Genomic DNA, 26,745 nt, shown 5'->3' with positions numbered 1-26,745 from the left:
TTTCAAACCTGCGATCCTGTGTTATCGCTTGCGGCAAGCGCCCGTCATGAGGTGCAGGCGGAATTGTCCGCGACGGGGAGACGAACCGATGAGCATCACGCGCAGGACCATCATCGCCGCCGCCTGTCTGGCTGCGGCAGGGCCCGCCTTCGCGCAGGGCGACTATCCCGGCAGCAAGGTCGTCACCATCGTCGTGCCCTTCGCGGCCGGCGGCACCACCGACCTGCTCGGGCGCATCCTGGCCGATCGGCTCGGCCAGCGGCTCGGCGGCAAGTTCATCATCGAGAACCGGCCCGGCGCCGGCGGCAATACTGGCGTCGCGGCGGTCGCGCGCGCACCGGCCGACGGCTACACGCTGACCATGGGCACGGTGTCGAGCCATGCGATCAACCCGGCCGTCTATACGAAGCTGCCCTTCGACCACATCAAGGATTTCGCGCCGATCTCGCAGGTGGCGAGCGTGCCGAACATCCTGATGGTCAATATCGACCTGCCGGCGAAGAGTGTGCCGGAACTGATCGAGCTGCTGAAGAAGAATCCCGGCAAGTACTCGTTCGGCTCGTCGGGGGCGGGCACCTCGACCCATATGGCGGCGGAGCTGTTCAAGGTCTCGACCGGCACCGACATGGTGCATGTGCCCTATCGGTCGAGCGGGCAGGTGACGCAGGATCTGCTCTCCGGCCAGATCCAGATCACCTTCGACAACATCACCATCGCCTGGCCGCATGTGCAGGCTGGCAAGATCCGCGCGCTCGCCACCGCGACGCCGAAGCGGCTCGCGGTCGCTCCGGACCTGCCGGCGCTGTCGGAGTTCATTCCGGGCTACGATGCAAGCTCATGGCACGGCTTCTTCGCGCCCTCGGGCGTGCCGAAGGAGATCGTCGCCAAGCTCTCGACCGAGACGCAGGCGATCATGCGGGAGCCGGCGGTGATCGAGCAGCTCAAGAAGCTTGGCGTCGATCCGGTCGGATCGAGCCAGGAGCAGTTCACCGCCCATATCGCCTCCGAGACCAGGCGCTGGGCCGAGGTCGCGCAGAAGGCGAATGTGAAGATCGAGTGAGGGCCGGGGTGGACGGCTCGGAGGGGTTGTCCGCACCGTCATTGCGAGCGTAGCGAAGCAATCCAGGGGCGGCAGAGCTCTACGTCCCCCTGGATTGCTTCGTCGCTTTGCTCCTCGCAATGACGGGTCAGCTCGATGACCCGGCCTGCCAGCGGGATCGTCAGCGCTGCCCGGCGAAAGCCTTGGCCAGCGCGTCGGCATGCTTGGTCATGAGGCCGAGATCGGAGCCGACCGCGACGAAGCGATAGCCCCATTCGATGTAGCGGCGCGCATCGGGCTCCGACGGCGTCAGGATGCCGGCCGGCTTGCCGATCGCGGTCAGGCGCTTCACCGCATCGTGGATCGCGGCCTGAACCTCGGGATGACCGGGATTGCCGATATGGCCGAGCGAGGCCGAGAGATCGGCCGGGCCGATGAAGACGCCGTCGACGCCGTCGACCGAGGCGATCTCCTCGATCCGGCTGAGCGCCTCGCCGGTCTCGACCTGAACCAGCACGCAGATCTCACCATCGGCGCGCTTGAGATAGTCCGGCACGCGCCCGTAATGACTACCGCGGCCGCTGGTCGTGATGCCGCGGATGCCGGCCGGCGGATAGCGGCAGGCGGCGACGGCCTTGCGCGCCTCCTCGGCGTTCTGGACGAAGGGCACGAGCACGGCCTGCACGCCGATATCGAGCAGGCGCTTGAGCAGCACCGCATCATTCCAGGCCGGGCGGATGATCGGGGTCGCGGTGCCACCCTTCAGGGCCTGCAACTGGGCGAGAACGTCGGGCGGCTCATTGGGCGAGTGCTCGGTATCGACCAGGATCCAGTCGAAGCCGCTTTGGCTGATGATCTCGGAGACGATCGGGCTGCACAGACTGCTCCACAATCCGATCTGAAGCTCGCCGCGCTTCAGCGCGGCCTTGAAGGCGTTAGTGGGCAGATCCACGGCGTTTCCCCTCAGGCGAATGAATTGGCGGCGCTGCCCGGCCGACCGCAGCATGCGGGAGCGCGCATATCCGGTTAGATCATAACGAGTGGACGAGGGGACCCGTCGGGAGGAGATGGCGGGGTTGCAGCCTCGATTTCGAGCGAAGCTTCGCGACAGCCGAATCGCTGATAGGCTGCGCGGCATCGGAGACAACCAGCTCATGACCACTCCCACGCTCACCGAAGAGATCGCCCAGCGCTTTGCCCGGATCGCGCTCGGCCATGTCCGCCGCGAATACCCGAACAAGCCGGACCATACGCTGGCCGGGCCGCAGGATGCGCAGACGCCGAGCCAGCTGCATCCGGTGTTCTATGGCAGCTATGACTGGCATTCCTGTGTGCACAGCTACTGGATGCTGGCGCGTTTGCTGCGGCGCCATCCGACGATGGAGGCGGCTGCCGATATCGTCGCGCTGTTCGATGCGCAGCTTGTCCCGGAGAAGGTCGCGGTCGAATGCGCCTATCTCGCCCAGCCGACGGCGCGCGGCTTCAAGCGGCCCTATGGCTGGGGCTGGCTGCTCAAGCTCGCGTCCGAGCTGAAGGGGCTCGATGACGGGCGCTGGGGCCGGGCGCTGGCGCCGCTCGCCGAGGCCTTCGCCCAGCGCTTCCGCGATTTCCTGCCGATCGCAACCTATCCGGTGCGGGTCGGCACACATTTCAACACGGCTTTCGGCCTGCGGATGGCGGCCGATTATGCCGATGCGACCGACGACGGCGCCTTCCTGACCCTGCTGCGCGAGACGGCCCTGCGCTGGTATGGCGCGGATGAGGATTGCCCGGCCTGGGGCGAGCCGAGCGGCGACGATTTCCAGTCCTCGGCGCTGATCGAGGCGGAGTGCATGCGCCGCCTGCTGCCGGCGGAGCGCTTCCTGCCCTGGTTCGAACGCTTCCTGCCGCGGATCGCGCAGCGTGAGCCGGCGATCCTGTTCAAGCCGGCGACCGTGACGGACCGGACCGACGGCAAGATCGCGCATCTCGACGGGCTCAATCTCAGCCGCGCCTGGTGCTGGAGCGCGCTGGCTGCGGCGCTGCCGGAGTGGGATGCGCGGCGCCCGGTCATCGCGGACGCGGCAAGGCTGCATCTTGAAACCGGGCTGCCGCATATTGCCGGCGACTACATGGGCGAGCACTGGCTTGCGAGCTTCGCCGTGCTCGCCATCGAGGAGCGGTGAGGCCTGCTCCCGCGCCAGCGGCGACCGATCCCGGCCATCACGCTTTCGGCAGGCCGGGCGGATTGGTGCGGGATTCCTCGATCGCCTCGGCCGAGAGGTTCCAGCGAGCCAGAACCTTGGCGTAGTTCCCGTTCCTGATTTGGGTGTTGAGCGCCTGAGTGATGGCGTCGGCGAGGCCGGCGCCCTTGCGGGTCGTCACCGCGATCTCGGCGAGGATCGGCCAGCCGCCGGAGAAATTGCCGGCGAGCCGGGTCTTGTTCTCGCGCGCGGCCTTGTAGCTCAGCAGGGCATTCGGGCCGAGATAGGCGTCGGCGCGGCCGGATTCGAGCGCGAGGTAGAGCACGACATCGTCGTCATAGTACTGGATCTCGACCGGCTTCAGCCCGGCCTTGAGATTGGCCTCGTTCCAGCGCAGCAGGATCTGCTCCTGGTTCGTGCCAGCGCCGACGATGATCTTGAGGCCGGCGACGTCGCGCGGCTCGCGGATGACGATCTCGTTGTCCTTCTTCACGTAGAAGCCGAGCAGGTCCTTGCGATAGGTCGAGAAGTCGAACTTCTCCTTGCGTTGCTCGGTGACGGTGACGTTGGAGATCACCGCGTCGAACTTGCCGGAGACGACGCCGAGCGGCCAGTCGGCCCAGGCGGTCGGGACGATCTCCAGCTTGCGGCCGAGCGCGTCGGCGACGAGTTGGGCGATATCGGGTTCGGCACCGATGATGGTCTTCGTGTCGCTGGCATAGCCGCCGAAGGGGAAGCGGCCGGTATTGTTGGCGACGGTGAAGACACCGTCCTTCGCGAATTTGGCGTCCTTGGCAATAAGCTTGATCGCGGCCTCGTCGATCTGCGCGCGGGGCCGGCCCGGCTGCTCGGGCGAGAGGTCGATACCCTGCTGGGCAAAGGCGCGGGCGGGGAGGATGGCCGCCGAGGCGGCGCCGGCGAGGAGGCTGAGCGAGTTACGACGCGTGATCATGGTCGGTTTCCTTGTGGAGCGTGGCGGGGAGGGTCAGAGCACCTTGGCGAGGAATTCGCGGGTGCGGGTGTGGCTGGGGTTGCCGAGGACATCGGCCGGCGCGCCGCTCTCGACGATGCGGCCGGCCTCCATGAAGACGACCTGGTCGGCGACCTCGCGGGCGAAGCCGATCTCATGGGTGACGATGACCAGCGTCGTGCCGGAGCGGGCGAGTTCCTGGATGACGTCGAGGACTTCGCCGACGAGTTCGGGATCGAGCGCCGAGGTCGGCTCGTCGAAGAGCAGGACTTTCGGCTTGAGGGCGAGCGCCCGGGCGATGGCGACACGCTGCTGCTGGCCGCCGGAGAGCTGGCGCGGATGGGCGTTCGCCTTCTCGGCGAGGCCGACGCGGGTGAGCAGTTCCTGCGCCTCCGCCAGGGCCTGCTCGCGGGAGAGGCCGCGCACGGTCACCGGCGCCTCGGCGATGTTCTCGATCGCGGTCAGGTGCGGGAAGAGATTGAAGTTCTGGAAGACCATGCCGACATCGACGCGCCGGGCCAGGATGTCCTTCTCCTTCAGTTCGTAGAGCGTCTCGCCGTCCTGCCGGTAGCCGATCAGCTCGCCGTCGATGGCGATGAAGCCCTCGTCGACGCGTTCCAGATGGTTGATCGAGCGCAGCAGGGTCGACTTGCCCGAGCCGGATTGGCCGATGATCGCGGTGACGCTGCCGGGGCGCAGCGACAGGCTGACATCGTCGAGCACCCTGAGCGGGCCGAAGCTCTTCGAGACATGGCTGATCCGGATCTCGCCGCCGCTGCGCGGGGAGAGCGTGGCGAGCGAGGCCGTGCGCGGCGTGGCAGGGGCCTGCGCTGGGGCGGTGAAGCCGGCGCCGGCGGTCGCCGGGGCGACGTGGTTCCGGCCGAGCCAGCGCATGGCCGTGTCGATCGCTGACGGCGGCGGGTTGCGCAGGGCGCCGCGGGCATAGTGGCGCTCGATATGGCGCTGGAAGAAGGAGAGGACGCTGAGGATGACGAGGTACCAGACCGTTGCCACCATCAGCAGCGGGATCACCTCGAGATTACGCCGGTAGATGACCTGGATCGTGTAGAACAGCTCCGGCAGGGCGAGGATGTAGACTTGGCTCGTACCCTTCGCGAGGCTGATGATCTCGTTGAAGGCGGTCGGCAGGATCGAGCGCATCGCCTGCGGCAGCACGATCCGCGAGACCTGACGATGCTTCGGCAGGCCGAGCGCAGCGGCGGCCTCGTGCTGGCCCTGGTCGACGGCGAGGATGCCGCCGCGCACGATCTCGGATGAGAAGGCCGCGGCATTGAGGGTGAGACCCAGCACGGCCGCAAAGAAGGGCGTGATGAGCTGCGTGGTCGACCAGTTGCCGAAGCCGATATCGGTGAAGGGAATGCCGAGCCAGATCGTGCTGTAGAGATAGCCGAGATTGTTCAGGATCAGCAGCAGCACGATCAGCGGGATCGAGCGGAACAGCCAGACATAGCCCCAGGACAGCGAGGCGAGCAGCGGCGAGCCGGAGACCCGCGCCAGCGCCAGCAAGGTTCCGAACAGGAAGCCGAAGACTGTGCCGAGTAGCGTCAGGAACAGCGTGCGGCCGAGCCCGACCAGCACGGGTTCGGCAAAGAACCACTCGGCGAAGACGTCCCAGCCCCAGCGCGGATTGGAGAGCACCGAGTTCACGATCGCGAAGATCACGACGGCTGCAAAGACCGTGCCGATGGTCCGCCCGGGATAGCGCGCAGGGACGATGCGATAGCGGCTGAAATCGCGGTGCGGCGCTGGATTCTGGGCGTGCGAGGGCAAGCCCGCGAAGTCGCTGGCGAGGGTCATGGTTGGCTCTTCTTGTTATGGGAAAGGGAGAAGCGGCCCGTCAGGCGGCGCTGCGCGCGGCGTGACCGTCAGGCGGCCGGACCGCAGAAGCTGGGATGGCGACCAGCTCCTTCTCGAAGGGCAGCTTCCGGTAGAACGCGGGATCGGCCGAGACGTCGAAGAGCGGGGTGTAGCCGGTCTCCAGATAGAGCCCCTTGGCCTCGGGCTGGCGGAAGCCGGTGGTCAGGTAGATCTTGCCGTAACCCTGCCGGATGGCTTGCGCTTCGACCTCGGCAACGATGCGCCGGGCCAGACCCTGACGGCGGAAATCGCTATGGGTCCAGATCCGCTTCATCTCGGCCGTGCGTTCGTCGTAGCGCTTGAAGGCGCCGCCCGCGATGGGCCGGCCGTCGCGCAGCAGCAGTACGAAATTGCCGTCCGGCGGAGCGAAGAGCTCGGCCGGATAGCGGCTCATCTCGGCGCCGGGCGGCTCGCCGAACTGGCTGCCGTAACGCGTGGCATATTCCCAGGTGAGCTGCTCGACCAGGGGCTGGGCGAGCGGATGGAGCGGGGTGGTGTAGAAGAATTCATCGGCCATGGGATCGAGCCTTTCCGTATCGGGATGGCGGGGCGCGGGCTCAGCTCGCGCGGCGGGCCGGGGCGGTGTCCGGTGTGGTCGCGTAGCGGCTCTCGCGGCGGGGCAGGCCGAGATGGTCGCGCAAGGTCTGGCCGGGCAGGGTGCGGTCGTAGACGCCGCGCTCCTCCAGCACCGGGATCACCAGCTCGACGAAATCGTCGAGACCCTGGCCGATCACCGGGAAGCCGAGCACGAAGCCGTCGGCGGCCTGCGCCTCGACGCGCTCGATCAGCCTGCCGGCGATCTCCTCGGCCGAGCCGACCAGGTCGGTGCGCGGCGTCGCGGCCTCGAGTGCCGCTTCGCGAAGGGTCTGGCGCTTCAGGACGGCGTTGCGCTTGATGCGGTCGGTCGTCGAGCGGAAGCTGTTCTTGCCGATCTCGCCGAGCTCCGGGAAGGGCGCGTCCAGCGGATAGGCGGTGAAGTCGTGATGGTCGAAATAGCGGCCGATATAGGCGAGCGCATCCTCGATCGAGACGAGATTGCGGATCGCCTGATACTTCTCCTCCGCTTCGGCGGCGGTGCGGCCGACAATCGGCCCGGCACCGGGGAAGAGTTTTACGTCGTCTGCGCTGCGGCCATGGGCGACGGCGCTGGTCTTGATCGCGCGGTAGAGCGCCTGCGCCTCCTCCAGCGGGACATGGTTGGCGAAGACCGCGTCGGCATGGCGGCCGGCGAGCCCGATGCCGGATTCCGAGGCGCCGGCCTGGAACAGCACCGGCTGGCCCTGCGGCGAACGCTGGATGTTGAGCGGTCCCTCGACCTGGAAGAAGCGGCCCTTGTGGTTCAGCGTGTGCAGCTTGTCGCGGTCGAAGAAGCGGCTGGCCTCGCGGTCGCGGATAAAGGCATCGTCATCCCAGGAATCCCAGAGGCCCTTGGCGACGTCGAGATATTCCTGCGCGATCTCGTAGCGCAGGGAATGCTCCGGATGCGGGCGGCTGTAGTTGCGGCCGGAGCCCTCCAGCGGCGAGGTCACCGCGTTCCAGCCCGCGCGGCCGCCGCTGATCAGGTCGAGCGAAGCGAATTGCCGGGCGATCGTGTAGGGATCGCTATAGGAGGTCGAGACCGTGCCGACGAGGCCGAGCTTCGTCGTCACCGTTGCCAGAGCCGAGAGGATGGTCAGCGGCTCGAAGCGGTTGAGGAAATGCGGGATCGACTTCTCGTTGATGTAGAGCCCGTCGGCCACGAAGGCGAAGGCGATGCCGTTCTCCTCGGCCTTGCGGGCGTTGCGGATGAAGAAGTCGAGATTGACGCTGGCATCGGCCGGGTTGCTCGGGTGGCGCCAGGCGTTCATGTGGCTGCCGGCGCCCTGGAGCATAAGGCCGAAGGTGAGGCGGGTGCGGGACATGGGATCAGTCCTTTCGACGGAGAGGATCAGGCCGCCAGCGCCGGCCTTTCGCCGGCGAGCAGCGTGAGGGAAGCGAGGCGCCGGCTGGTCAAGGCCGTCGGCGTGTCGATGACGAATTCGGCGATGCCGAAGCGGGCATGCAGGGCGTCAAGCTCGCGCCGGACCTGCTCGGGCGTGCCGGCGAGGATATGCGGCTTGCGGATCTCGGTGCTGTAGGAGGCGGCGCCGGCCTGGCGGGCATATTCGGCGGCCTGTTCCTCGCTGCCGAGATTGAGGTTCTGGCCGTTGTCGAGGGTGAGGCGGACGACGCGATGGTTTTCCGTCAGGTTCAGCGCCTCTTCGGTCGTCTCAGCGGCAAAGGCTGCGACGGCGAGCAGGAGCGGGGCGGTTCCGCCGGCCTTGGCATACGCTTCAAGACTGACCTCGATCGCCTTGGGATCGCCGTTGTGGTGGCCGGCGAAGACGAAGTGCCAGCCGCGCTCGCCGGCCTGCCGGGCGCTGTCCGGGCTCGCGCCGAGCAGGAAGCGCTCCGGCGTCACGGGCGGAACCGGGAGCGCGCGAGCCTTGTCCTGCGGACCGACTGTGGCGACAGGCGGAGCGAGGAAGCCGTCGAGCTCGTCCAGCAGGGCCTCGAACGATGGAGCGCGCGCGGGATCGTGCAGCACGCGCAGGGCCTTGGTCGAGAGCGGCAGGCCGCCTGGTGCCTTGCCGATGCCGAGATCGACGCGGCCGGGCGCGAGCGATGCCAGCAGGTTGAAGGTCTCCGCGACCTTGTAGGGGCTGTAATGCGGCAGCAGGACACCGCCGGAGCCGATGCGGATGCGCTGCGTGCACGCCAGCAGATAGGCGGCGAACACCTCCGGCGCCGGGCTGACGAGGCCGGGGAAGTCATGGTGCTCGGCCAGCCAGAAGCGGTGATAGCCGAGGCGCTCGGCTGCCTGGGCGAGGCTCACCGTGCGCTGGAGCGCCGCGCCGGCGGTTTCGCCCTCGATGAGCGGGGTCTTGTCGAGAAGGCTCAGTGCGTAGGTCATGGGTTCCGCTGCCGTTGGAGATTTCAGGCGGAGCGGAGGCCGAGGGCGGTCGCTGCCTCCTCGGCCATCCAGCCGAGCCGCTCGTAATCGCCGCGCCAGTAGAGGAGGGCGGCGTCGCTGCCGCCGAGCCGGATCTCGCGCACCCGACCGATGACGATGGCGTGCGAGTGGCGCTCGATCAGCTCCTCCAGTTCGCAATCGAGTGCGGCGAGCGCGCCTTGCAGTAGCGGTGCTCCGCTCGGTCCCTCGCGCCACTCCGCCTCGGCATAGCGGGCCGGGCCCTTCTCGCCGCCGCGCCCGGCGAAGCGGTCCGCGACCTGCTTCTGCGAGGCAGTGAGGAAGTTCACGCCGAAGCTGCGATGGCGCGCGAGGACGGGGTAGGTCGAGGAGGAGAGGTTGAGGCCGAACATCACGGCCGGCGGCTCGGCCGAGAGCGAGGAGAGCGAGGTCACGGTCAGGCCGGTGCGATCCTCGCCGCGCCCGGTCGTGATCACGGAAACGCCACCCGCGAGATGACGCAACGCCGTGCGGAAATCGCCGTTCGTCGTCGGGATTGCGTGCGGGGCCGGGCCGGTCGGGGCGCGGGTCGGAAGCGAGGGGGCAAGAGACAGGATCGCCATGGAAACCTCTGGAGCAGGCCGTTCGGATTCGTGAGGGGCGGCAGGCCGCTCGATGGCGATGCCGGCGGTGAACGCGGGATAAGCGCCCTCCACCGCCGGCAGGGCCGGCGTCGTGGCAGCGTTGCAATGAAAAGAATTCAGACGCTCAGGGCGCCCGACATCCTGTCAGGAACATCGGCGCCCAAGCGTCTGGACAGGATTGGATGAAGTCGTGCATGTCGTCACCGACGTGTCTCCGTGTCGCGGAGCCCACGATTTCGTCGTGGTGCTTTTAGCATTGTTGACGCGGTGCAAGCTGCTCCAGCAAATCCCGCGAAAGAGTGATGCGAACACCGCTCGATACTGCTTATTCTTTCCGCCGGACGTCTCCCGGTCAATGAAACAGCCTTTCAAAGTTCGCGGTTACGGTAGGCAGATGCGCCATCGCGCTCCCTTCTTTCGGGAGAAACCCATTCGCGAGGCTCCGCAGCATCTATCCAGCCGATGAAGAGGAGATTCCGCCGAGCTGAGCCGAGGGCGCCTGCGCCGGTTCGGGCAGGCGGTGCACGGCTGCTGTTGACTCCGCGCGTCAAAAGGAGTCGGAACGTACCATCTGTGAAAGGGACGCATCATGAGCGCCGATGCCGTTTCGCCGGAGCCTCCGTTCGTCCGGGATGCCGATGGTTCCTTCACGCTCGATGCCGCGCGGTTGGCCGGTCGCTTCGGCTGGTCGGAGCACGAGTTGCGCGATCTGATGCGCCGCGGGCTGGTGACGAGCCGGGTCGAGCGTGGTGAGGGCGAAGATGCAGGGCGCTGGCGCCTTTCCGTCCGCTGCGGCAATCGCTGCTGGCAGGCCATCGTCCTGGCCGATGGGACGATGGCCGAGGAACAGCTCGAATTCGTGCCCGCGCAGGGCCGCCGCGGCTGCACCTGAAGAAACGGCCCGTTCGGTTCGGGGCCGGAGACGGCCGCGGTCGCCGCGGCCTGCCAGTCGCGCGGGATCGCCGACCGACGGTCCGGTGTACATTTGCCCGCGCGATCTCGATAATGATGACCCAGCGGGGTGAAACGCATCGGCGGTGCCGGTCTTCGCTTTCCTCCTGCGCTTTCTCGACGAGGAAACGATGCGTCTTCTCCACCTTGCCCCGGCCACGATCTTCCTCGCGGCGCTGGGCGGCTGCGTCTCCAGCGAGCCCGCCACGTACGCGGACGCGCCGGTGGTCCAGACCATGCCGATCCAGCCGCAGCAGCGCAGCTATCTCGATGCCGGCCCGGCTCCGGCACGGTTGAGCGGACCGAGCTATCGGCGCGACAGCGGAACGAGCTTCGCCGGGCGCTCCGACAGCTTCGGCAGCGGCGTGCTGCCTTTTTTCTAAGGCGACGGACCGCCGGATACGCGCCGCGGCCGGATTTGACCCGTGCCCGGCGCTATTCGGGTAGCCGAAGCCCGGCGAGGAAGGTGACGACTGTCAGCGTCTTGGCCGGCTGTGCCCGGCATTGCCGTTCGACGGCTTCGAGAATCTCGCCATCGCCGTATTTGGACAATCGCGAGGGGGAACTCTGGCGCATGGCGTCGACCACCCAGCGGCCGATCAGTCCATGCATCTCCGAATCCGCGGCCTCGCGCTTCATCCAGGCTTCGCAGGTGATGTAATCCTGCAGGAACTCGCCCTTGCGCAGGACCTCGCTCGTCGCAGCCGCCGGGCATGCCAGAACCCACAGCGCCGCCACCGTTCCCAGACGCATCTTCCGCCCCCCACTCGTCTCGCTTGCGCCGTTCCTCTGCTTGCTCCCGACCTTCACGTTTCGCTGGCTCTGGCCGATAGGCCCATCTCGCTTCGTCTCGTGCGTTGTCGCCAGACACGCGCGATGAAAGGAGCCCCGATGCCGGGCGGTACATTTTGGAACAGGAGCGGTAGATCATCGAGCATAGCGAGCTTCGCTTGCGCGGCAACCGCGGAATTGTTCGGTGCGCATTGTTGCGAACAGTTCCAAGCTTATTTCGCTTCTGCAATATAGCCTCGGCCGCTTCCGAAGAAATATTCGGAAGGACCTTGAAAAGCCTTGCTCGGACACCGCCCGCCGCGAGCGGCGCCGCTGTCCGGAGACCGGCACCGGGGAGGCCGGGCGTGCACTGGCCGCGTTTCTGCCGGGCGCTTTGAAAACTGGGGAAAGAAGCGCCACGGGGACAAGGTTGAGCTTCCGATTTAACCGCGGTTAACCGCGGCGGTCGAATATCGCCCCGATCGGACAGGGCTCGCACCGAGGGGAAGATGGCAAAGGCCTGCGACAATGCCATCACGAAACGTCCGCGCCGGTACGTGCAGCCTGTGATTGCAGCTGTCGCCGCAATGCTCGCCTCCGCAAGCTGCGATGCTCTTGCCCAGCCCCGTTCCGAAGAGCCGATCAATCTGCAGATCATCGGCGGGCTCGCTGGCGTCACCCAATATACCAAGATCGAGCAGCCCTTCTGGCAATCCGAGATCAGGGAGCTGTCGAAGGGCCGCATCGGCGCGACGATCCGGCCGCTCGATGCGGGAGGCCTGCGCAACCAGGAAATGCTCCAGCTGATGCGGCTCGGTGTGGTGTCGTTCGGAACGGCCCTGCTGAGCGTCGTCGCGGGCGACGAGCCGGAACTGGGCGCCGTCGACCTGCCCGTGTTGAATCCCGATGTCGCGACGCTGCGCCGAACGGTCGCGGCATTTCGCGAGCATCTGCGCAATGTGCTGCGCGAGCGCTACGACATCGAGCTTCTCGGGGTCTATGCCTATCCGGCCCAGGTGCTGTTCTGCGCAAAGCCCTTCAAGGGGCTCGATGATCTCGCCGGCCGGAAGGTGCGCACCTCCTCGGTCGCTCAGTCCGAGCTGATGGCGGCGATGGGCGCCGTGCCGGTGATCCTGCCTTTCGCCGAGATCGTCGCGGCTCTCCGCGACGGGGTCGCCGATTGCGCGATCACGGGCACGCTCAGCGGCTACGAGATCGGGCTGCCGCGCGTGGCGGTTGCCGTCCATGCCTTCGCGCTCAGCTGGGGCGTTTCGATCTTCGGCGCCAACGGAGCCTATTGGGACGCGCTCCCGGCGGATGCGCGCGACATCATCCGGCAGGGGGTCGGGCGGCTCGAGGGCCGGATCTGGTCGCAGGCGGAAGTCGACACGCAGCGCGGACTCGCCTGCAATGCCGGGACCGAGCCCTGCGCCGGCAAGCCCGAGCGGCCGATGACCGTGGTGCCGGCCCGGCCTGCGGACGAAACGCGCCGGCGCCTCCTCGCCGAAGTTGTGCTGCCGCGCTGGTTCGAGCGCTGCGGCCAGGACTGCGTGTCGACCTGGAACACCTATCTCAAGCCGCTTCACGCCATCGAGCCCCGGATACCGTGATCAATCGCCTGAAATTCATGGTCGCAGCAGGGACGGTGGTCATCCTGGCGGTGGCGGCCATCGGTGCCTCCAATCTGGTCCGAAAACGGGAGGATGCTGCCTGGCGGGCTGCCGAGCAGCAGCTGGAGAGTTCAGCTGTGGCCGTCGGGAACGCGCTCGACCGGCAGCTGCTGCAGGTCGACGGCGCGCTGGCGAGCTTTGCGAACCTGTTCGAGGTCGCGCAGATCGGGCCGGGGCAGAGAGACGCCGCCAGCCGCCTGCTCCGCGGCCTCAACTTCCAGACGATGGCGTTTCGGGATCTGTTGCTCGTCGGGCCTGACGGCGGCGTCGTCGCCTCGGCAAAGCCGAGCGGCGCCCGTCATGCATTGCCGCCGGATGTTGCCAAGGTCGGGCAGGCGCCGACGAATCTGATCGGCCCGCTTCGCAACGCGGTCACGGGCGACTGGTCGCTCTATGTCGCGCGCCGGATTCCGGCCTGGAACGGCATCGTTCCGGTTGCCGAGGTGCCCCTGCACACGCTGATGAAGCTCCTGGCCGAGGCCGGTGTCAGTCCGGACACGCAGATCTCGCTGGAACGCGCCAATGGTCAGGTCGTCGCGACGCTGCCGCATGACGAATTGCTGATCGGCAAGTCGCGGGCGTCCGCGCTACCCACGCAGCCGGCGCACGGCAAAGCCTTCCTGATCGGGAACAGGAGCAGCGACAACGCCACGCTGAACGTGGTCAGGAGTTCGCTCTACGGCGATCTCCGCGTCGTGCTCAGCGTGGAAGGGCGGGAGGTGCTCGCCGAGTGGCGTCAGGATCGCGACCGGACGGTGACCGGCGCCATCATCGCCGTGTTGCTCCTCTCGGCCTTCGCCGGGGCTATCCTGCTCGCCATCCACCAGCGCGAGCGGGCGGATGCCGAGCGGGCGCGGGCCTCTGCGGTTCTCGACAACGCGATCGAGGCGATGTCGGACGGCTTCGTGATGTGGGACGAGAACGACCGGCTGGTGACCTGCAATCAGCGCTACCGCGAGCTCTACTCCCTGAGCGCGCCCTTCATGACCCCCGGAACGCATTTCGAGGACATCATCCGCGGCGGTGCGAGGCTCGGCCAATATCCCCAGGCGACCGGCGATATCGAGGACTTCGTCCGGGAGGTGTCCTTCTGGCATCGGCAGGGCACCGGCTCGATCGAGCGGCTGCTGCCGGATGGCCGCTGGCTCCTCATCACGGAAAGGCGGATGAGGGATGGCGGCACGGTCGGTACCCGCACCGACATTACGGTGCTCAAGGCCGCGCTCGCCGAGCTGGCTGTCGCCAACATGCGCGCGAACGAGGCGGCGGAAGAGGCACGGCAACAGCATGCCGCTCTCGTCGAGCAGGAAAGCCGCATCCGCTTCCTGGCCCATCATGACGACCTGACGAGCCTGCAGAACCGTTTCGCCTTCCGCAGTCAGATCGCGAGATCGCTGCGGCGGGCAGGGGAGGAGGCGGGGGCCGTCGCCCTGCTGTTCCTCGATCTCGATCGCTTCAAGGACGTCAACGACACGCTGGGGCACCCTGTGGGCGACCTTTTGCTTCTGTCGGTCGCCGAGCGCCTGGCGACCTGCGTACGGGACAGCGATTGCGTCGCCCGTCTGGGCGGCGACGAGTTCGCGGTCCTGAGCCTCGACCGGGACCAGCCGAAACAGGCGGAGGCGCTGGGTGCGCGCATCATCGAGGTTCTCAGCCGGCCCTATCTCATCCAGGACCGGACGATCTCGATTTCCGCAAGCGTCGGCATCGCCGTGGCCGAGGGACCGGATTTCGACGCGGACCTTCTGCTGAAGCAGGCCGATCTCGCTCTCTATCAGGCCAAGGCGCTGGGGCGCGGCGTCCATTGCGTCTTCACCGCCGAGATGGACGAACAGCTGCGCGCGCGCCTCGCCCTGGAAGCGGATCTGCGCGAGGCCATCGATGAGCGGCAGTTCGAATTGTCCTACCAGCCGATCTTCGATCTGCGATCCAGCAAGCTCTGCGGTTTCGAGGCCCTTCTGCGCTGGCACCATCCGGAGCGCGGGCTGGTCGCGCCGGCGGAGTTCGTGCCGCTGGCGGAAGAAACCCGCCTGATCGTCGATCTCGGCGAATGGGTCATCCGGCAGGCCTGCGCAGACGCCGCCCAATTGCCGGGAGACCTTCGCATCTCCGTCAACCTGTCGCCGGTACAGCTGATCTTCGGCGACGCGGTCGCGACCGTTCGCGATATCCTCGACGAGACAGGGCTCGACCCGGAACGGCTGGAGCTCGAGATCACCGAGACGGCGCTGCTCGCCAACGACAACCGCAATCTCGGGACGCTGAAGAGCCTGAAGGAGCTCGGCGTCCGCATCGTGCTCGACGATTTCGGGACCGGCTATTCCAGCCTGAGCCATCTCAGGCTGTTCCCGCTGGACAAGGTCAAGATCGACCGTTCCTTCGTGCGCGACATGACCGCCCATTCCGACAGCGTCGCCATCGTCACCGCGATCGCGGCGCTCGCAACTGAGCTTGGCATGACGACCACGGCGGAGGGAATCGAGACGCAGGACCAGCTCGACGCGGTTGACCGGGCGGGCTGCACGGAAGCGCAAGGCTATCTGCTGGGCAAGCCGGAGCCGATCCTCCATGCGGTCCACACGACCTTGTTCAGGCGATCCTCCCGAAGTCGAGGCGGGCGGCGGGGCGGCCGCGGCCGCGATTCGTCCGATACGCTGTAGTCCGTTCGGCGGCCCGCTCGCCGAGCGATCAAGCCGGGGGCGCCGTCATGTCTTGTCGGCGACGCGATCGTCTTCTGTCTGGGAGACGTGGTTGAGCGCGATGACCCATCCGTTGTCGCGCTTGCGCATCAGGCGTGTGTTGACGCCGACCTGATTGCCGGCCGCGCGCTCCAGCCTGAAGTCGCTGATCAGCTGGGCCGCGTCCGGCGCCAGCATCTCGATGCGGATATTCGAGAAGGCGAGCTGTCCTTGCGAGCCGGGCGCGCCGCCATAGTCGGCGATGTAATGGTCCAGAGTCGCCTGCCAATCCTTCTGGATGCGTCCCCTCGAGACGAAGACCACATCGGGATTGGCGAACCCCGCCATGTAGCCGTGGAAATCGCCGCGGTTCCAGGCCGCCTGCATGGTGGCGATCACCGCGCGGATGGCGTCGGCCTCAATCGCATCGGACATTTTTGATTAGCCTTTCAGGGTGTGTTCTTGGCAACGGCATCGTCTTCCTGACGTTGCCGCTTGAGCAGGACCTCCTGCGCAGCCGAGACGAGGTGGCGGCGCAACGCGCTTTCCGCTGCCTTGGCGTCCTGGTCCAGGATCGCATCGACGATCTGTTGGTGTTCACGGCAGGACCGCTTGATCCGCCCCTTGTCCTTGAGCTGAAACTTGCGGAACGGCGCCAGCTTCAGGCGCAGGGTCTGGGCGGCGGCGATCAGGTCGCTGTTGTGGCTGCCCTGGAAAAGGAGGTTGTGGAACCGGGTATTGAGGTCGTTGTAACCATCATTGTCCCCCTCTTCGGCGAGCACGTTCATCTGGCGGTGCAGGCTTTCGAGCTCGCCGCGCTCGCTCATCGTCATCCGATGCGAGGCCAGCCGGCCGCATGTCGCCTCGAGCTCGGCCATCGCCTCGAACATCTCGTCGATGCGCTCGGCGGAAATCTGTGTGACGACCACGCCCTTGAAGGGTTCGCGCTCAGCCCACCCCCGCCCGCACAGGATATGCAATGCTTCGCGGACAGGTGTGCGCGAGACGCCGAACTGCAGGGCGATCGAAGCCTCGTCGAGCCTCGATCCGGCCGGAAACGCGCCGTTGATGACAGCCTCTTCCAGCTGTTCAGCGATGAAATCGCTGCGATTTTTCCGCGTGGAAGCAGATATCTCCGACATCGATCGCCTCTCTGCTCGTATGTCAGCCATTCCAGAGACCACCGTCGCGATCGAGCCTGAAGATTACACAATCTTATTGCATTGTGGACAAACAATATACAAAAAGGTGCCGCCGCACACGTCCTGCAGCGCGGCTTTCTGAGGCCTGCCTAAACTCTCTCGCGCGATATCCGGCCTTTTCGGCGCCTTCTCGGGGGGCAAACGGCTGGAGCTGAGGAACTGCCATGACATTCACGACGCGACCGGAACTCAGGGGCACATTCGGGGCGGTTTCCTCGACGCACTGGCTCGCCTCGACCGTCGGCATGTCCATCCTGGAGAAGGGGCACACCGCCTTCGACGCCGCGGTCGCCACCGGCTTCGTCCTGCAGATCGTCGAGCCGCATCTCAACGGCCCTGCCGGCGAGGTGCCGATCATCGTCACGCCGGCTGGCGCCGACGCGCCCATCGTGATCTCCGGCCAGGGTCCGTCCCCGTCGAAGGCGACCGTCGCCTATTTCAAGGGGCTGGGCCTCGACATCATTCCGGGCACCGGCCTGCTGGCCGCCTGCATCCCCGGTGCCTTCGGTGCCTGGCTGACGCTGCTGCGCGATTACGGCACCGCCGAGCTTGAGGACGTGCTGGCGCCGGCGATCTATTATGCCCGCACGGGCCATCCGCTGGTGCCGCGCATCGCCCGGACGATTGGGGAAATGCGGGGGCTGTTCGAGACCCATTGGCCGAGCTCGGCTGAGCTCTACCTGCCGGGCGGGGTCGCGCCCCAGTCGGGCAAGCTGTTCCGCAATCCGCAGATCGCCGCGCTCTACCAGCAGATCCTCGACCACGCGAAATCCGGCAAGAACCGGGAAGCGCGCATCGATGCGGCGCTCGATTTCTGGTATCGCGGGCCGGTCGCCGAGCGGATCGAGCAGTTCTGCGCGACGCAGGAAGTCTGGGACGTCTCGGGCCGCCACCACAAGGGCCTGATCACGGCGCACGACATGGCCGATTATCAGCCGCTGATCGAGAAGCCGGTCTCGGTGACCTATGGCGACTACGAGGTCTTCAAATGCGGACCGTGGTCGCAGGGGCCGGTCCTGCTGCAGATGCTGCAGATCCTCAAGGGCACTGATATCGCCGATCTCGACCCGATGAGCGCCGATTTCGTGCATCTCGTCGTCGAGACGGCCAAGCTTGCGATGGCCGACCGCGATTCCTGGTATGGCGACAGTTCTGACGTGCCGATCAAGGCGCTGCTGTCCTCCGGCTATGCCGATATCCGGCGGGCGCTGATCACGGGGACGGCGTCGATGGAGGTGCTTCCCGGCACGCCAGACGGCCGCAATCCCAATCTGCCGCCGCTGCGCAAGGTCGGCACGATCGCGCAGCCCGGTCTCGGCGGCGGCGAGCCGACCGTCCGCGAAGCCAAGCTACCGAACGACAAGCAGGGTGAGCCGGCGCTGACCCGCGAAGGCGCGCAGCGCGGCGACACGGTGCAGGTGAGCGCCGTCGATCGCTGGGGCAACATGGTCTCCGCGACGCCGTCCGGCGGCTGGTTCCAGTCGAGTCCGGTCATCCCCGGTCTCGGCTTCAGCCTGACCACGCGCGCGCAGATGTTCTGGCTCGAAGAGGGGCTGAACTCGACCCTGGCGCCGTCGAAGCGGCCACGCACGACATTGACGCCTTCGACGGTCTACCGCGACGGCCAGCCCTATATGGCCTTCGGCACGCCCGGCGGTGACCAGCAGGATCAGTGGCAGCTGATCATGCTGCTGCGCCATCTCCACAAGGGCATGAATCTGCAGGAAGCGATCGATGCCCCGTCCTTCCACACGGACCATCTCGCCTCATCCTTCTGGCCGCGCGAGATCAGCCATGGCGCCGTGACGCTCGAATCCCGCTTCCCTGAAGCGGTTCGCGAGGATCTGGCGGCGAGGGGGCACAAGATCACGGTTGGAGACGCCTGGTCCGAAGGGCGCCTGTCAGCGGTCGCGCGCGAGATGGACGGCGACGTGCAGTTGATCAAGGCCGGCGCCAATCCGCGCGGCGTCCAGGGTTATGCGGTCGCCCGCTGAGCGCGCGGCCGGCACAGGACAACAGAAGAGGGGACTATCGATGAAACCGGCTTTTCTTGCGCTCGCCGCCGGCCTGGCGTTTGGCGCCCTGGCCACAACGGCGGTTCCCGCCACGGCCCAGTCCGTCCTGAAGATCGGCCTGCAGGACGATCCGGATACGCTGGACCCGGTTTCCAACTGGAGCTTCGTCGGTCGTCACGTCCTGCAATCGCTCTGCGACAAGATCGTCGATATCGACACGACCGGCAAAATCATCCCGATGCTGGCGCAAAGCTGGGAATGGAGCCTGGACAGCACCGTACTGACCTTGAAGCTGCGCAAGGACGCGGTCTTCCATGACGGGACGGCTGTGGACGCGGCCGCGATCAAGTACAATCTGGAGCGGGCGCTCACCTCCGGCATCTCGCGCCGCAAGGCCGAGATCAGTGCGATCAAGAGCGTCGAGGCCGTCGATGCGACGACCGTCAAGATCAGCCTCAAGGAGCCTTCGGTTCCGTTGCTCGCCGCGCTCAGCGATCGTGCCGGCATGATCATCAGCCCGGCCGCCGGCGCCAAGCTCGGCGACAAGTTCACCGATGCGCCGGTCTGCTCGGGCCCCTACAAGTTCCTGGAGCGCGTCGTCCAGGACCGCATCGTCCTCGAGAAGTTCCCGCAATATTACGATGCGGCGAAATATCATTTCGACCGCCTGATCTATCGCGGCATGCCGGATTCCAATGTCCGCCTGCTGAACCTGCGCTCCCGCCAGCTCGACCTGATCGAGCGTCTCGCGGCGACGGATGTCGAAGCAGTCAAGAAGGACAAGGCGCTCGCCGTCGATCCCGTGGTCGGGCTCGGCTATTACGGCATCACTTTCAGCATCGGTGGCGAAGGCGCCAATCTCGATGCCGGCAAGAAGGCGGCGATCCGCGAAGCCTTCAGCCTCGCGATCGATCGCCAGGCGATCAGCAATGTCGTGTTCGACGGCCAGGCCAGCACCGGCAACCAGCCGTTCCCGCCGTCCAGCCCCTTCTACGACAAGAAGTTCCCGGTTCCGGCCCGTGACCTGGACGCTGCCAAGAAGAAGATGGCCGAGGCCGGCGTGAAGTCGGTCGATCTCGAACTGCTCGTCCCCACCGACGCCGAGCGCCAGCAGGTTGCCCAGCTCATCCAGGCGATGGTCCAGGAGATCGGCATCAAGGTCTCGATCAAGCCGACCGAGCTGATGACGCTGCTCGACATCGCCCGCCAGGGCAAGTTCCAGGCCCATCTCGTCGGCTGGAGCGGCCGCGTCGACCCCGACCTGAACATCACGCCAATGCTCGCCTGCGGCGTCGCGACGAACGATGCCAAGTATTGCAACGAGCAGCTCGACGCGATCCTCGCGAAGGCCCGCTCGCTCGGGGATGTCGAAGCTCGCAAGGCGGAATACGCCAAGGCCAATGCGATCCTGCTGAAGGACCTGCCGATCGTCTATCTCTACCATTCGCAGTGGATCTTCGCGCACAACTCCGCGCTCACCGGCTTCAAGCCGGCGCCTGACGGCATCATCCGCCTGACCAATGTCAGCCGGAAGAACTGACCGCGTACCGGGGCTGTGATGAGCGCCTCTCCCGCGATCCGTTCAGGCTCCGGGCGCGTCCGCGCCCGGAGCCGTCATGACCGGTCCGGGTGTCGCCTCATCCGTGAAACCCGCAACCGAACACTCGAAGCCATGGCCGCGCCGCCGATCCTGAACCTGACGGGCGATTGAACGATGCCGACACTGATCGCCCGCCGCCTCGCGCAGCTCGTCCCGACGGTCCTCCTCCTGTCGGTCATCATCTTCTCGCTGCAGCACCTCCTGCCGGGCGATCCGGCGCTGGTGCTCGCCGGCGAGAATCCGGACGAAGCGACGCTGGCGGCCATCCGGGCCCAATATCACCTCGATCAGCCCCTGATCGTGCAGTATCTCTACTGGCTGAAGGGCGTTGCCACCGGCGATCTCGGCGAGTCCATGCGCCATAACCGCCCCGTGCTCGACCTGATCCTGCTCAAGCTGCCGGTGACGCTGCAACTGGCGGTCATGGGCATCTGCATCGCGCTCGTGGTCGGCATCACCGCAGGCATCATTTCAGCCCTGCGCCAGAACAGCGCTGTCGACTACGCCACCAATGTCGCGTCGCTCGCCGGCATTTCGGTCCCGAACTTCTGGCTCGGCATCCTGCTCATCCTGTTCTTCTCGGTCCATCTCGGCTGGCTTCCGGCCTCCGGCTTCGTCAGCCCCTCGGAAGACCTGAAGATGAACCTCGCCACCACGATCATGCCTGCTTTCGTGCTCGGCATCGGGATTGCCGGCGTGATCATGCGCCACACCCGCGGCGCGATGCTCCAGGCGCTCAGCAGCGATTATGTCCGCACCGCGCGGGCCAAGGGCCTCAACGAATCGACCGTCGTGCTCAAGCACGCGATGCGCAACGCGCTGACGCCGATCATCACGCTGGGCGCGCTGGAGTTCGGCGCGCTCCTGTCCGGCGCGGTCCTGACCGAGCAGATCTTCACGATTCCCGGCTTCGGCAAGCTGATCGTGGATGCCGTCTTCACCCGCGATTATCCGGTGGTGCAGGGCGTCGTGCTCGTGACCTCGCTCTTCTACATCATCCTCAATCTGCTCGCCGATATCGGATACATCCTCGTCAACCCGAGACTGAGAAGCTGACCTGTGTCGACGATTACGGATATCAAATCCTCGGCCAATCCCGTGGCGAGTTTCTTCCAGAGCCGCCTGTGGCGGCGCCTGTCGAAGCGCAAGAGCGCACTGGTCGGGCTCGCCGTCGTGCTCTTCATGGTGTTCGTGGCGGTCTTCGCGCCGCTGCTGGCGCCCTATGATCCGACCGCCCAGAGCTGGACCGCCGTGCGCAAGGCTCCCTCCGCAGCGCATTGGTTCGGCACCGACGAGGCCGGCCGGGACCTGCTGTCACGCATCATCTGGGGCGCCCGGGCCTCGCTGCTGGCGGGCCTCACCTCGGTCGGCATCGCCATGGCGATCGGCGTGCCGCTCGGGCTCGCGGCGGGTTTTCTCGGCGGCCTCGTCGACGGCTTCATCAGCCGCTTCACCGATGCCATGCTGGCTTGCCCGTTCCTCATCCTTGCGATCGCGCTCGCGGCCTTTCTGGGGCCCAGCCTCACGAATGCGATGCTGGCGATCGGCATCACCGCCACACCGTTCTTCATCCGCCTGACGCGCGGCCAGGTGCTGTCGATCAAGGGCGAGGACTATGTCGAGGCGGCGAGGGCCGTCGGCAATCCGAAATGGCGCGTCGCGGTGCGCCATGTCCTGCCGAACATCCTGCCGCAGCTCATGGTCCAGGCGACGTTGACGATCGCGACGGCGATCATCGCGGAAGCGAGCATGTCCTTCCTCGGCCTCGGCCTTCAGCCTCCGGCGCCGTCCTGGGGCTCGATGCTGAACTCGGCCCAGCGCTTCCTCAGCAACGCGCCCTGGATGGCGCTCTGGCCCGGTGTCGCGATCTTCGCGACGGTGCTGTCGTTCAACCTGCTCGGCGACGGCCTGCGCGACGCCCTCGATCCGCGCTCGCGCTGACGCCGATCGACCGAATCCGCTCTCCAGATCGGTTTTCGCCCTGACTGAACCGTCATTGCGTCGCCGCCGCGCTCGCAATGACGGCCTGGCGGTTCAATCAGGTCGAAAATTGCTCTAATTCGCGGGGTGCGCCACCGGCACGGCTCGTACAGGCTCGCCGCCGCGCTTCGAAGATTTCGGGGGATTTGGAGCGGGTACCGGGAATCGAACCCGGGTATTCAGCTTGGAAGGCTGCTGCTCTACCATTGAGCTACACCCGCATCGGGCGCCAAATTCCCCATCGCACCGGCCGGTGTCAAGGGGCGTGGCGTCGCTCCCGGCACCATATGTTGGCTGACGGCCGACATCAGGCTTCGGCGGGGAGATCGAAGCCCGGCAGGAAGCGGCTGTCCGGCTCGCGTGGCGCCAGGCTGTGGCTCCTTCATATGAATGAGGCGCCGAGGCAGTGCTTCGGTTCGAATGAACGGGACGGAGCCGGGCGGGTGCGGCCATGACGAGCAATTCAGCCATCAATCCCTATGACGCGGTGGCCTATCCCGGCCATGCCTTCTCGCAGACTCATCCGTCGCGGCTGGCCACCATCGCCCATTTCCACGGCATGAACCCGGCCTTGCCGACAGCGATGCGCGTGCTCGAGCTCGGTTGCGGGCGCGGCGGCAACCTGATCCCGATGGCGGCGCAATATCCCGGCAGCCGCTTTCTCGGCATCGATCTCAGCGGCGATTCGATCCGGCAGGCGAGCGCCAATGCGGCGGAGCTTGGCCTGGCCAATCTTGCCTTCGAGCAGCGCGACATTCTCCAGGTTGCCGGGGAGATCGGCCGCTTCGACTACATCATTGCCCATGGCGTCTATTCCTGGGTGCCGGATATCGTGCGCGAGCGGATCATCGCGCTGTTCGGGGAGTTGCTGGCGCCGCAAGGCGTGGCCTATGTCAGCTACAACGCACTGCCCGGTTGCCGGCTGCGCGACCTCGCGCGGGACGTCATGCTGTTCGCCGTCCGCGATATCGAGGAGCCGCGCGAGCGGGTGCGGGTCGCCCGCGCCGCCCTGAAGGACGTTGCGGAGGCCAGCGATGCCGACAGTTTCCATGGCGCAGCGCTGCGGCAAAGGCTGAAGCAGATCGAGGAGCTGCCCGACAACGTCCTCTATCACGACGACCTCAATCCCGGCGCGCGCGCCTTCGCGCTGCATGAAGTGCTGTCTTCGGCCGAGCGGCATGGGCTGCAGTTCCTGGCCGAGGCCTCGTTCCCCAACATGTACGGCGCCGCCAAGGGACTGGCCCAGCAGATGCTCGACCGGATCCCGCTGGAGCAGATGGCGTTGCGCGAGCAGATGCTCGACCTGCTGATCGGCCGGGCTTTTCGCGAGACGCTGCTGTGCCGGGCGGATGTTTCACTCAGGCGTGGCGTCCGGCCGGGCTCGCTCAAGCCCTATCATGTCGCGGCGAATGCGCGGCAGGCACCGGCGAAAGGCGATGAGAAGCCCGGCGTGCAGCGCTTCAGCTTCGATGAAGGCATCCAGCTTGCCGTGGACCTGCCGCTCTGCAAGGCGGCGCTGGGGATCCTCAGCACGATCTGGCCGGCGAGCATCGCCTGGGACGAATTGGTCGAGCGCGCCTGCCGCGACGCTGCCGCCGAGCTCGGGCCGGACCGCGCGCGTGAGATCGGCAGGCTCGACGAAGCCCTGATCGCGATCTTCAAGGCTGGCTTGCTCGACATCAGGCTGGAAGCGCCGCCATTGACGACGGCGATCAGCGAGAAGCCGGCCGCCAGCGAGATCGCGCGCTGGCAGGCTTCTACCTCCGCCGAGGTCACGGATCTCCGCCATCGCACCGTGCAGCTCGACGGTGTCGTCGTGCGGAAATTCGTCAGCCTGCTCGATGGCTCGCGCGACCAGCGCATGCTGCTCGACGACATGAACGCCTTCCTCGACGAGACCCGGCGCTCCGGCATCAGCCTGCCCGGCCTACCGGAACGGGCGACGGCGGAGGAGGTGGCGATGCATCTGAAGGATGTCGCGCGCCTCGGGCTGCTGCGGGCGTGACGATTGTGAAGCAATCCGGCGGGGCGTAACCTTACGGCAGGAAACCATGAGGCGCGGGCCAGCGGAATGAGCGAGCGCTTCCGGCAATTCCAGGCGCTGTTTCCGGAGGAGGCTTGCCTCGCCGCGCTGATGCGCCTGCGCCATGGCGGGACCAGCATGAATTGCCCCGCCTGCGGCCGGCCGGCGCAGTTCGAGTCACGCCCGAAGCTGCGCGGCTTCGCCTGCCAGCATTGCCACTACATGATCCACCCGGCCGCCGGGACGCCGCTGGAAGGCCGGCGCACGCCGCTGCAGCTCTGGTTCTACGCGCTGAAGACGGTGTCGGAGCAGTCGGGCAAGGGCGCTGTCGGCATGATCGCGCGCGAGGCGAGCGTGCCGCAACTGACCGCGCAGCGGCTCGTCGATGATCTCACGGCACTCGCCGGGCGCGGCGATCCCGGCTGGTTGGAGATGCTGCGGAGCCTCGTGACGGGGAAGCCGGAAGCGGTCGCGGCGCCGGTGGCCGCCAGCCCGTCGCCTCCGCGCCCTGCACTTGCTCCTGTCGCGCCTCCACCTGTGCGACAGCGGATACCGGAACCGCCGCGATCGGCTCCAGCACGGCCGGTTGCCACCGCCCCCGTCCCATCTCCAGCCTCTTCGGCGGCCGCCGCTCCGCTGGCTTCTCCGCGTGTCTCACCCACGAAGCCTGCAGAGGCCACGGAACCACCCGATGCCCGGCCGAAGAAGGCCTCCTCCGGACGCAGCGCAATCGCTGCCGTGGCTGCAGGCGTCGCCTGCGTGGCGGCGGCGGTGCTCGGACTGGCCTATGCCCGGCTCCAGCAGCGGGACGAGCCCACGTCCGAGCAGAGAAGCGAGGTCGCGGCCGTCGAAGCCCCGGCGCTGAAGGATGCGCCAGCCCGGCCCTCGCTGATCCTGTCCTCGGTCGAGCAGGACCTGGAAGGCGCGCGGCAGGCAGCGCAGTTCGCGCTCGACAACGATCCTTCGCTGGCGGCGATCAAACCGCAGGAGGATGCGCCGACCCAGCAGATTCCGGTCAATCAATTGCAACTGCCGTCCAATATTTTGCTAGTGCCGCCGAAGATGCAGGGCGGGGCGCTGCAAGGATCGGTCTCGCCCAGTGGCGCGCCGCAACCGCCGCCACAGATCTCCAGTGGCGATCCCGATCAGGTTCTGACCTTCGGACCGATCAAGATCCGCCGCCATCTCGTCGACACCATCGTGCGCGCCAGCAAGGTCGTCGGCGCCGACCCGACCCTGCTGATGGCGGTGGCCGACAAGGAATCCTCGTTCTCGACGGCGGTGAAGGCGCAGACCTCCTCGGCGACCGGGCTCTACCAGTTCATCGAGCAGACCTGGCTCGGCGTGATCTACGAGTTCGGGGCGAAGCATGGGCTTGGCGCCGATGCGAAGCTGATCGGCAAGTCCGGCCGGCAATTCGTCGTGAGCGATGGTTCGCAGCGCCAGCGCATCCTCGACATGCGGCGCGAGCCCTATATCTCGGCGCTGCTGGCGGCGGAGATGCTGAAGCGCGATACGCTCAGGCTGGAGCGGGCGCTGGGGCGCCATCTCACCGGCGGCGAGATCTACCTGATCCACTTCCTGGGCCCGGACGCGGCGCAGACCTTCATCGAGACGATGGAGGAGCAGCCGGGCGTGAAGGCGGCCGAGCTCCTGCCCAAGCCCGCCCAGGCCAACCGCCCGATCTTCTATGCCGATGCCGGCGGCGAGACGAAGACGCTCTCGGTCTCCGAGGTCCACAAGAAGTTCAACGACATGATCAAGGTCAGGCTCGATCGCTACAGCGCGGTCCGGCCCGGCGCAGGGGGCGGGATCGCCCGGCCGCAACCGAAGAAGTGAAGCCTGCCGCTGCGAGCGTGTCCGCTCGCAGCCATCCGCTCCCCGGGGAGCAGCGAAAGGAGAAAGCCCATGCCGGCCAACCGTTTCGAACAGGTCGACGAACCGCCGACCGATGCGATCACGCTCAGCCTGTCGGAGCGCGGCGGAGAAGCCTTCGGGCGCGTGCTCTGCCCAGCCGATCTCGCCGGCGGGCATCTGGTCAATGATTTCGTCAGCGACGAACTGGCGGCGAAGGACGCCTTCCGCACCGCGATCCGCCTCGCCAACGAGATCCGGGCGCCGATCGTGGTCGAGGACAAGGCCGGCGTCTGGCAGGATGAGTGGGGTGTGCTGTATCGGGAGGATTGAGGGGCGTCCCTTCTCCCCTTGCGGG

23 protein-coding genes and 1 tRNA gene are annotated in these 26,745 nt (G+C 66.8%); 13 read left to right on the top strand and 11 right to left on the bottom strand.

The features are described 5' to 3' along the window. Nucleotides 1-88: 88 nt before the first annotated feature. Nucleotides 89-1,060 carry a tripartite tricarboxylate transporter substrate binding protein gene (locus Q0Q02_RS06490; protein WP_293807891.1) on the top strand — a complete coding sequence of 324 codons (972 nt, stop codon included), beginning with the start codon at nucleotides 89-91 and terminating at the stop codon, nucleotides 1,058-1,060. Nucleotides 1,061-1,220: 160 nt separating this feature from the next. Here Q0Q02_RS06490 and Q0Q02_RS06485 read toward each other — a convergent pair whose 3' ends face one another. Continuing rightward, nucleotides 1,221-1,991: an HpcH/HpaI aldolase/citrate lyase family protein gene (locus Q0Q02_RS06485; protein WP_293807889.1), complete on the bottom strand. Its 771-nt coding sequence runs from the start codon at nucleotides 1,989-1,991 to the stop codon at nucleotides 1,221-1,223. Nucleotides 1,992-2,193: 202 nt separating this feature from the next. Between Q0Q02_RS06485 and Q0Q02_RS06480 the strand changes: the two genes are divergently transcribed. Further along, nucleotides 2,194-3,204, top strand: coding sequence for a DUF2891 domain-containing protein (locus Q0Q02_RS06480; protein ID WP_293807888.1), 1,011 nt, complete (start codon nucleotides 2,194-2,196; stop codon nucleotides 3,202-3,204). A 37-nt stretch (nucleotides 3,205-3,241) separates the two neighbouring features. Here Q0Q02_RS06480 and Q0Q02_RS06475 read toward each other — a convergent pair whose 3' ends face one another. Genes Q0Q02_RS06475 through Q0Q02_RS06450 form a run of 6 tightly spaced genes read right to left on the bottom strand, consistent with a single transcriptional unit; the run spans nucleotide 3,242 to nucleotide 9,622 of the window. Then, nucleotides 3,242-4,174, bottom strand: coding sequence for an ABC transporter substrate-binding protein (locus tag Q0Q02_RS06475; RefSeq protein ID WP_293807886.1), 933 nt, complete (start codon nucleotides 4,172-4,174; stop codon nucleotides 3,242-3,244). 33 nt (nucleotides 4,175-4,207) lie between these two features. Next, nucleotides 4,208-6,010 (bottom strand): amino acid ABC transporter permease/ATP-binding protein, encoded by a 1,803-nt coding sequence (locus tag Q0Q02_RS06470; protein WP_293807884.1) that lies wholly within the window; start codon nucleotides 6,008-6,010, stop codon nucleotides 4,208-4,210. A 40-nt stretch (nucleotides 6,011-6,050) separates the two neighbouring features. After that, nucleotides 6,051-6,587 carry a GNAT family N-acetyltransferase gene (locus tag Q0Q02_RS06465; protein WP_293807882.1) on the bottom strand — a complete coding sequence of 179 codons (537 nt, stop codon included), beginning with the start codon at nucleotides 6,585-6,587 and terminating at the stop codon, nucleotides 6,051-6,053. Nucleotides 6,588-6,627: 40 nt separating this feature from the next. Continuing rightward, nucleotides 6,628-7,971, bottom strand: coding sequence for an LLM class flavin-dependent oxidoreductase (locus Q0Q02_RS06460; protein WP_293807881.1), 1,344 nt, complete (start codon nucleotides 7,969-7,971; stop codon nucleotides 6,628-6,630). A gap of 26 nt (nucleotides 7,972-7,997) precedes the next feature. Then, on the bottom strand, nucleotides 7,998-9,002 hold the full coding sequence (locus tag Q0Q02_RS06455) for an MsnO8 family LLM class oxidoreductase (RefSeq protein WP_293807879.1): 1,005 nt from the start codon (nucleotides 9,000-9,002) through the stop codon (nucleotides 7,998-8,000). A gap of 23 nt (nucleotides 9,003-9,025) precedes the next feature. After that, nucleotides 9,026-9,622 carry a flavin reductase family protein gene (locus Q0Q02_RS06450; protein WP_293807877.1) on the bottom strand — a complete coding sequence of 199 codons (597 nt, stop codon included), beginning with the start codon at nucleotides 9,620-9,622 and terminating at the stop codon, nucleotides 9,026-9,028. Between the two features lie 610 nt (nucleotides 9,623-10,232). Between Q0Q02_RS06450 and Q0Q02_RS06445 the strand changes: the two genes are divergently transcribed. After that, nucleotides 10,233-10,535: a DUF6522 family protein gene (locus tag Q0Q02_RS06445; RefSeq protein ID WP_293807875.1), complete on the top strand. Its 303-nt coding sequence runs from the start codon at nucleotides 10,233-10,235 to the stop codon at nucleotides 10,533-10,535. A gap of 190 nt (nucleotides 10,536-10,725) precedes the next feature. Further along, entirely contained in the window at nucleotides 10,726-10,977 is a 252-nt protein-coding gene (locus Q0Q02_RS06440) for a hypothetical protein (protein WP_293807873.1), read from the top strand. A 52-nt stretch (nucleotides 10,978-11,029) separates the two neighbouring features. Here the strand turns inward: Q0Q02_RS06440 and Q0Q02_RS06435 are convergent, their stop codons facing one another. Continuing rightward, complete coding sequence (locus tag Q0Q02_RS06435; protein WP_293807871.1) at nucleotides 11,030-11,347, bottom strand: hypothetical protein; 318 nt, start codon at nucleotides 11,345-11,347, stop codon at nucleotides 11,030-11,032. Nucleotides 11,348-11,874: 527 nt separating this feature from the next. On the opposite strand from Q0Q02_RS06435, the gene Q0Q02_RS06430 reads away from it, so the two are divergent. Then, nucleotides 11,875-12,975, top strand: coding sequence for a TRAP transporter substrate-binding protein (locus Q0Q02_RS06430; protein ID WP_293807870.1), 1,101 nt, complete (start codon nucleotides 11,875-11,877; stop codon nucleotides 12,973-12,975). Further along, entirely contained in the window at nucleotides 12,972-15,695 is a 2,724-nt protein-coding gene (locus Q0Q02_RS06425; protein ID WP_293807868.1) for an EAL domain-containing protein, read from the top strand. The genes Q0Q02_RS06430 and Q0Q02_RS06425 overlap by 4 nt, the downstream gene beginning before the upstream one ends. A 45-nt stretch (nucleotides 15,696-15,740) precedes the next feature. Here the strand turns inward: Q0Q02_RS06425 and Q0Q02_RS06420 are convergent, their stop codons facing one another. Then, nucleotides 15,741-16,148, bottom strand: a complete 408-nt coding sequence (locus Q0Q02_RS06420) for an SgcJ/EcaC family oxidoreductase (protein ID WP_293807866.1) — start codon at nucleotides 16,146-16,148, stop codon at nucleotides 15,741-15,743. 14 nt (nucleotides 16,149-16,162) lie between these two features. Beyond that, on the bottom strand, nucleotides 16,163-16,855 hold the full coding sequence (locus Q0Q02_RS06415) for a GntR family transcriptional regulator (protein WP_293807864.1): 693 nt from the start codon (nucleotides 16,853-16,855) through the stop codon (nucleotides 16,163-16,165). A gap of 224 nt (nucleotides 16,856-17,079) precedes the next feature. On the opposite strand from Q0Q02_RS06415, the gene Q0Q02_RS06410 reads away from it, so the two are divergent. From Q0Q02_RS06410 to Q0Q02_RS06395, 4 genes are all read left to right on the top strand, one after another. Next, nucleotides 17,080-18,909, top strand: a complete 1,830-nt coding sequence (locus Q0Q02_RS06410) for a gamma-glutamyltransferase family protein (RefSeq protein ID WP_293807863.1) — start codon at nucleotides 17,080-17,082, stop codon at nucleotides 18,907-18,909. A gap of 40 nt (nucleotides 18,910-18,949) precedes the next feature. Continuing rightward, nucleotides 18,950-20,470 carry an ABC transporter substrate-binding protein gene (locus Q0Q02_RS06405; protein ID WP_293807862.1) on the top strand — a complete coding sequence of 507 codons (1,521 nt, stop codon included), beginning with the start codon at nucleotides 18,950-18,952 and terminating at the stop codon, nucleotides 20,468-20,470. A 174-nt stretch (nucleotides 20,471-20,644) separates the two neighbouring features. Continuing rightward, nucleotides 20,645-21,586 carry an ABC transporter permease gene (locus Q0Q02_RS06400; RefSeq protein WP_293807860.1) on the top strand — a complete coding sequence of 314 codons (942 nt, stop codon included), beginning with the start codon at nucleotides 20,645-20,647 and terminating at the stop codon, nucleotides 21,584-21,586. Nucleotides 21,587-21,598: 12 nt separating this feature from the next. After that, the gene (locus tag Q0Q02_RS06395) at nucleotides 21,599-22,471 is read left to right on the top strand and encodes an ABC transporter permease (RefSeq protein WP_293808056.1); all 873 of its coding nucleotides are present in this window, start codon (nucleotides 21,599-21,601) and stop codon (nucleotides 22,469-22,471) included. Between the two features lie 186 nt (nucleotides 22,472-22,657). Here the strand turns inward: Q0Q02_RS06395 and Q0Q02_RS06390 are convergent. Beyond that, nucleotides 22,658-22,731: transfer RNA gene (locus Q0Q02_RS06390), tRNA-Gly, on the bottom strand. A 230-nt stretch (nucleotides 22,732-22,961) separates the two neighbouring features. On the opposite strand from Q0Q02_RS06390, the gene Q0Q02_RS06385 reads away from it, so the two are divergent. The 3 genes from Q0Q02_RS06385 to Q0Q02_RS06375 all read left to right on the top strand — a co-directional run bounded on the left by Q0Q02_RS06385 (nucleotide 22,962) and on the right by Q0Q02_RS06375 (nucleotide 26,720). Further along, nucleotides 22,962-24,515 carry a class I SAM-dependent methyltransferase gene (locus Q0Q02_RS06385; RefSeq protein ID WP_293807858.1) on the top strand — a complete coding sequence of 518 codons (1,554 nt, stop codon included), beginning with the start codon at nucleotides 22,962-22,964 and terminating at the stop codon, nucleotides 24,513-24,515. Between the two features lie 66 nt (nucleotides 24,516-24,581). Then, nucleotides 24,582-26,372, top strand: coding sequence for a transglycosylase SLT domain-containing protein (locus Q0Q02_RS06380; protein WP_293807856.1), 1,791 nt, complete (start codon nucleotides 24,582-24,584; stop codon nucleotides 26,370-26,372). 69 nt (nucleotides 26,373-26,441) lie between these two features. Further along, nucleotides 26,442-26,720 (top strand): hypothetical protein, encoded by a 279-nt coding sequence (locus Q0Q02_RS06375; RefSeq protein ID WP_293807854.1) that lies wholly within the window; start codon nucleotides 26,442-26,444, stop codon nucleotides 26,718-26,720. The last annotated feature ends 25 nt before the right edge of the window (nucleotides 26,721-26,745 follow it).

The sequence above is a fragment of the uncultured Allobosea sp. genome (assembly GCF_945956895.1).
GTDB lineage: Bacteria > Pseudomonadota > Alphaproteobacteria > Rhizobiales > Beijerinckiaceae > Allobosea.
This window is presented reverse-complemented; position numbering and strand designations above follow the sequence as displayed.